The organism is Methanospirillum sp., from assembly GCF_035406105.1.
In the GTDB taxonomy this organism is placed as follows: domain Archaea; phylum Halobacteriota; class Methanomicrobia; order Methanomicrobiales; family Methanospirillaceae; genus Methanospirillum.
The window spans coordinates 1-5,033 of record NZ_DAONKG010000182.1; the positions used below are offsets into that span (position 1 = coordinate 1).

Below are 5,033 nucleotides of genomic sequence, written 5' to 3' on the forward strand. Positions count from 1 at the left end.
GGGGACGGGGGTATCATACCAGCAGGTGAAGATGAGAATGTAACCTGTGCCGGAGCTGACTGTCACAATATTGCAAACCCGGTTCATACCTACACACGGGAAGGATCCTATACCGTCACCCTGACCGCATCAAATCAGTTCGGGGCGAGTGACACCGAGGTAAAACAGGGATACATCACGGTCGGCCAGATCAGCCCGGGTATCCAGGCAGACTTTACCGCATCCCCACGGAGTGGTTCCAAACCCCTGACAGTCCAGTTTACCGATCTCTCAACCGGCGGGCCGACCATGTGGGCATGGAACTTTGGAGACGGGGCGACCGATATGCTTGCAAACCCGACCCATACCTACACGAACGATGGTACCTATACCGTCACCCTGACCGCTTCAAATCAGTTCGGGGCAAGCGACACCGAGGTGAAATCAGGATATATCTGTGTGGGAAGCAGCCCGCAACCGGCTGATTCAATTCCGATTTACCCAGGATGGAACTTTATTTCAGTACCAAAGAAACTCGCACCAGGAAAAGATACTGCTGCAATATTCAGTCATATCCAGGTGGACGGACACAGTATCTTCCAGTATGATGCAGTAACCGGACAGTGGATTACCATGACCTCGTCTAGCCCGGTCAAACCACTTGATGCAGTCTGGATCTACTCGCGAACCGCTGATAAGGTTCCGCTTACCTATGATTCCGATCCACTCCAGACACCTCCGACCAAGGAGTTACGAAAAGGGTGGAATGCAATTGGATTCACCGGGCGTGAACCTCTGGAGGCAAAATTCACCTTCCTGTCAGTTCAGGACAAGTGGGTGGACTGCCTTGGATTCAATGAGGAGAAGCAGCAGTATGATACCATGATCATCAAAGGCAGAAATGATGACACCCGTCTGTACCCCTACAGCGGGTACTGGTTATTCATGTCTGACAATGGCACACTGGCTGCTATTTCAGCCTGAATATTTTTTTGGAATGATAAAAATGTGGGGGGATGTGATATGCGAACAGAGACTGGATACAGATGGATACCATTAAGTCTGTATGAGGTAAGGTATGGTTTGCGTGGGTGTGTCAGGGACACATTTCACAACTGCTGGTGGTGGGAAGAATGAAAAAAATATTCTATATGCTCGCTCTATTTCTGGTGCTTGCACTTACGGCATCAGGTGTGGTATCAGGAGCAGGAGAGCCAATAAAACCAGGAGCCGGAGAGGCCTATTGTGAAGGGCCTGGCGGTGCCTGTATTATTGCTGATTTTATCGGGAGTCCAACGGATGGGGTAGCACCCCTTCGCGTTCAGTTCCTTGATTCATCGACCGGTTATCCGACGATGTGGGCATGGGATTTTGGGGATGGAAATACCGCATCAGGAACGGCAAACCCGGTTCATATCTATAGTGAACCAGGGATATACACCGTTACCCTGACGGCAACGAGTATTACTGGTGCCTCAAGTACCAAGGTCAGGCAGCAATACATTATTGTCAGGGATAAAAAAGCACTTGAGGCAGATTTCCTGGCAAATCCAACCTATGGAAAGGCACCGCTGCAGGTTCAGTTTACCGATTGTTCCAAGGGTGCTGTAAAAGAGTGGAAATGGGACTTTGGGGATGGTGGTACTGCATATGAGCAGAATCCAACTCATGTCTATCAGCGGCCGGGAAAATATACCGTTACCCTGACAGTAAGCAGCCCGACTGCAGGATCAAGCACAAAGGTGAAAGAGAAGTACATCATCGTTGAGCCTTCCTGTATTATTGAGGCCAGATTCAGGGCAGATCCGACATCCGGACCTGCACCACTCACCGTACAGTTTACCGATCTCTCGATTGGAGGACCAACCATGTGGGCATGGGACTTTGGGGACGGAACCACTGACATGGTTGCAAATCCGGTTCATGTATATAAAAACCCCGGAACATACCAGGTTCGTCTTACTGCCTCCAGCCAGACCTGTGAGGCCGGCGTCAGTGAAACGACCATAAAGGTGAACCCACCGGCGATCAAGGCAGACTTTTCTGCTGATCCGCGAACTGGTGAGGCGCCGCTGACGGTCAGGTTCACTGATCTCTCAACCGGAAACCCAACCATGTGGGCATGGGACTTTGGGGACGGGACCACCGACATGGTTGCAAACCCGACCCATGTATATACAAAACCGGGAACCTATTCGGTAACACTGACCGCATCAAACCAGTATACCTCTGACACAGTATGTAAAACCCAGTGGGTTACCGTCAAACCAAAGGCGATCAAGGCAGATTTCTCTGCAAATCCACGATCAGGTGAGGCGCCGCTGACGGTCCAGTTTACAGACCTTTCAACCGGAAACCCGACCATGTGGAACTGGGACTTTGGGGACGGGAGCATTATACCGGCAGGTGCAGATGAGAATGTAACCTGTGAGGGAGGAGTATGTCCGCCTCCAAACACCCTTCAAAATCCACGTCATACCTACATCGTTCCGGGAACATACACGGTTACCCTGACCGCATCAAACCAGTGGAGTTCAGATACCGCTACAAAGACACAGTACATTACGGTCACCCCCCGTGCGATCAAGGCAGACTTTTCTGCTGATCCGCGAACTGGTGAGGCGCCGCTGACGGTCAGGTTCACTGATCTCTCAACCGGAAACCCAACCATGTGGGCATGGGACTTTGGGGACGGGACCACCGACATGGTTGCAAACCCGACCCATGTATATACAAAACCGGGAACCTATTCGGTAACACTGACCGCATCAAACCAGTATACCTCTGACACAGTATGTAAAACCCAGTGGATTACTGTCAAAGATGTATCCATCAATGCCGACTTTGTCGGAACTCCAACCAGCGGGTATGCACCCCTGACCGTTCAGTTTACCGATCTGTCCACAGGAAATCCGACAAAATGGCTCTGGGACTTCGGGGACGGGGGTATCATACCAGCAGGTGAAGATGAGAATGTAACCTGTGCCGGAGGAGCATGTCCACCTCCAAACACCCTTCAAAATCCACGACATACGTACCGGCTCCCTGGCACGTATACCGTGACCCTGACCGCATCAAACGAGTATGGTACGTCTGATACGGAAGTCAAACAGGCGTATATCACCGTTTCCGCTCAGGCAATCGTTGCAGACTTTGATGCAACACCCAGATCCGGATGTGCTCCGCTGACGGTGCAGTTTACTGACAGATCTTCAGACTCACCAACCATGTGGAACTGGGACTTCGGGGACGGGGGAATCATACCAGCAGGTGAAGATGAGAATATAACCTGTGCCGGAGGAGCATGTCCGCCTCATAATAATGTTGCAAATCCAGTCCATACGTACACCGTTCCGGGAACCTACACGGTCACCCTGACCGCATCAAACCAGTACGGAGCTACCGGCACGGTCACCAAACAGGCCTTCATCACGGTTGAGAGTTGTCCGCCGATCAAGGCCGACTTTGACGCAGCTCCCCGTTCCGGAACAGCGCCACTTTCGGTCAGCTTTACCGATACATCCACTGGAAACCCAACCATGTGGGCATGGGACTTTGGAGACGGGGCAACGGATATGGTTGCAAACCCGGTCCATACCTACACAAAAGAAGGCAAGTATACCGTCACCCTGACTGCATCAAGCAAATATGGCTCTGATACCATCTCAAAATCAGAGTTTATCACGGTGACCGCACCATATGATGACCTTCTTCCGGTCTCAGGCGGATGGAACTTTGTATCAGTCCCGAAGAAGCTTGCTCCCGGATATGATACAGCCTCCATCTTTCAGGTTGTCGACTCAGCCGGGCACAGCATGTTCCAGTACGATACCGGGAAACATCTGTGGAATACCATGGACCCGTCAACCCCGGTAAAACCCCTTGAAGGATTCTGGATCTATTCAAAGGGACCTGCATCAGTACCCCTGCGGTATGATACAAACCCGGTTCAGACGCCACCTACAGCATACCTGAAGAAAGGATGGAATGGTATCGGATTTACCGGAACCACACCCATTGAGGCGAAGTTTACCCTTCTGTCCGTGCAGGATAAATGGGTGAACTGTGCAGGATTTAACGCCCAGACCCAACAGTATGATCCGATGATTATCAAGGGAAGTAATGATGCAACCCTGATGTATCCGTTCCGCGGCTACTGGTTATACATGACCGCAGACGGAATCCTTGCAGCAAACGCTGCATAAACTTTTTTTTGGTTTAGATTGAGAGCAGTCGTTCCTGCCGTGTGTATGGTTTGATGCTTAAAATGCGTCGTGCTGCATCTGATACCATATCAGTCAGACCTTCCGGTGCATAGACACCCAGCCGCCACTGACTTCTTCTTGTCTCATTCAGCGTAGTAACCAGTGGTGATACCTCTTCAAGCCGCCGGACTGCGTGTTTATCCTGAACCTGAACATCCATCCAGATATCCCGTGGGAAGGAAGGTATGTCAACCATAACCTGCATCGGACTGATACCAGCCTCTTGTGCAATCTTTGTTGCAAGGTCACGTTCACGAAGGAATGATTCAGACGTTATATGATGCACGTCCCGCACATCATCCTTCCCGAGGTATAATGCCCGTTTATAAAGCCTTCTTTCATAGAGATCAGTTGCAAGACGGGATACAATAGGGTTCTCTGCATGAAGAAGGTGCTGCATACATGCGGCATCATCACCGTGCAGCAGGGAGGAGAGGAGACGATGTGGATCAGTCCTGATGTACTCATACACCGCAAGTGAGAACATCTTCTCTGCAATCCTGCTTACATGGTGGTAGTACACCGACGGACGCATGAGGGTCCGGGCGATCAGAAGCGATTCAGCTGCCTGGACACCGGACATATCAAGGACAATTCCGGCATCTGACAGCCGCATCGCCCTGATGAGACGCATCGCATCCACGGTTCCATATGGCACCCCGGTATAATGCGCATCACGAAGCAGGTAATCCATCCGATCAACATCCAGGTCACCATGAATAATCCCAGAACAGCGATGATGCCCGGTGATGAGCTGACAGATATCATCCGGATCAAGACCGGCGTTCA

The 5,033-nt window shown here is 51.1% G+C and carries 3 protein-coding genes; 2 read left to right on the forward strand and 1 reads right to left on the reverse strand.

The features are described from left to right. Both PLA23_RS10355 and PLA23_RS10360 read left to right on the forward strand, forming a co-directional pair. The coding region (locus tag PLA23_RS10355; protein ID WP_324475129.1) for a PKD domain-containing protein at window positions 1–963 on the forward strand (963 nt) is incomplete at its 5' end. Between the two features lie 149 nt (window positions 964–1,112). Next, entirely contained in the window at window positions 1,113–4,184 is a 3,072-nt protein-coding gene (locus PLA23_RS10360) for a PKD domain-containing protein (protein ID WP_324330318.1), read from the forward strand. Window positions 4,185–4,197: 13 nt separating this feature from the next. Here the strand turns inward: PLA23_RS10360 and PLA23_RS10365 are convergent. Beyond that, on the reverse strand, window positions 4,198–5,033 hold an 836-nt coding region (locus PLA23_RS10365; RefSeq protein ID WP_324475130.1), incomplete at its 5' end, for an HD domain-containing protein.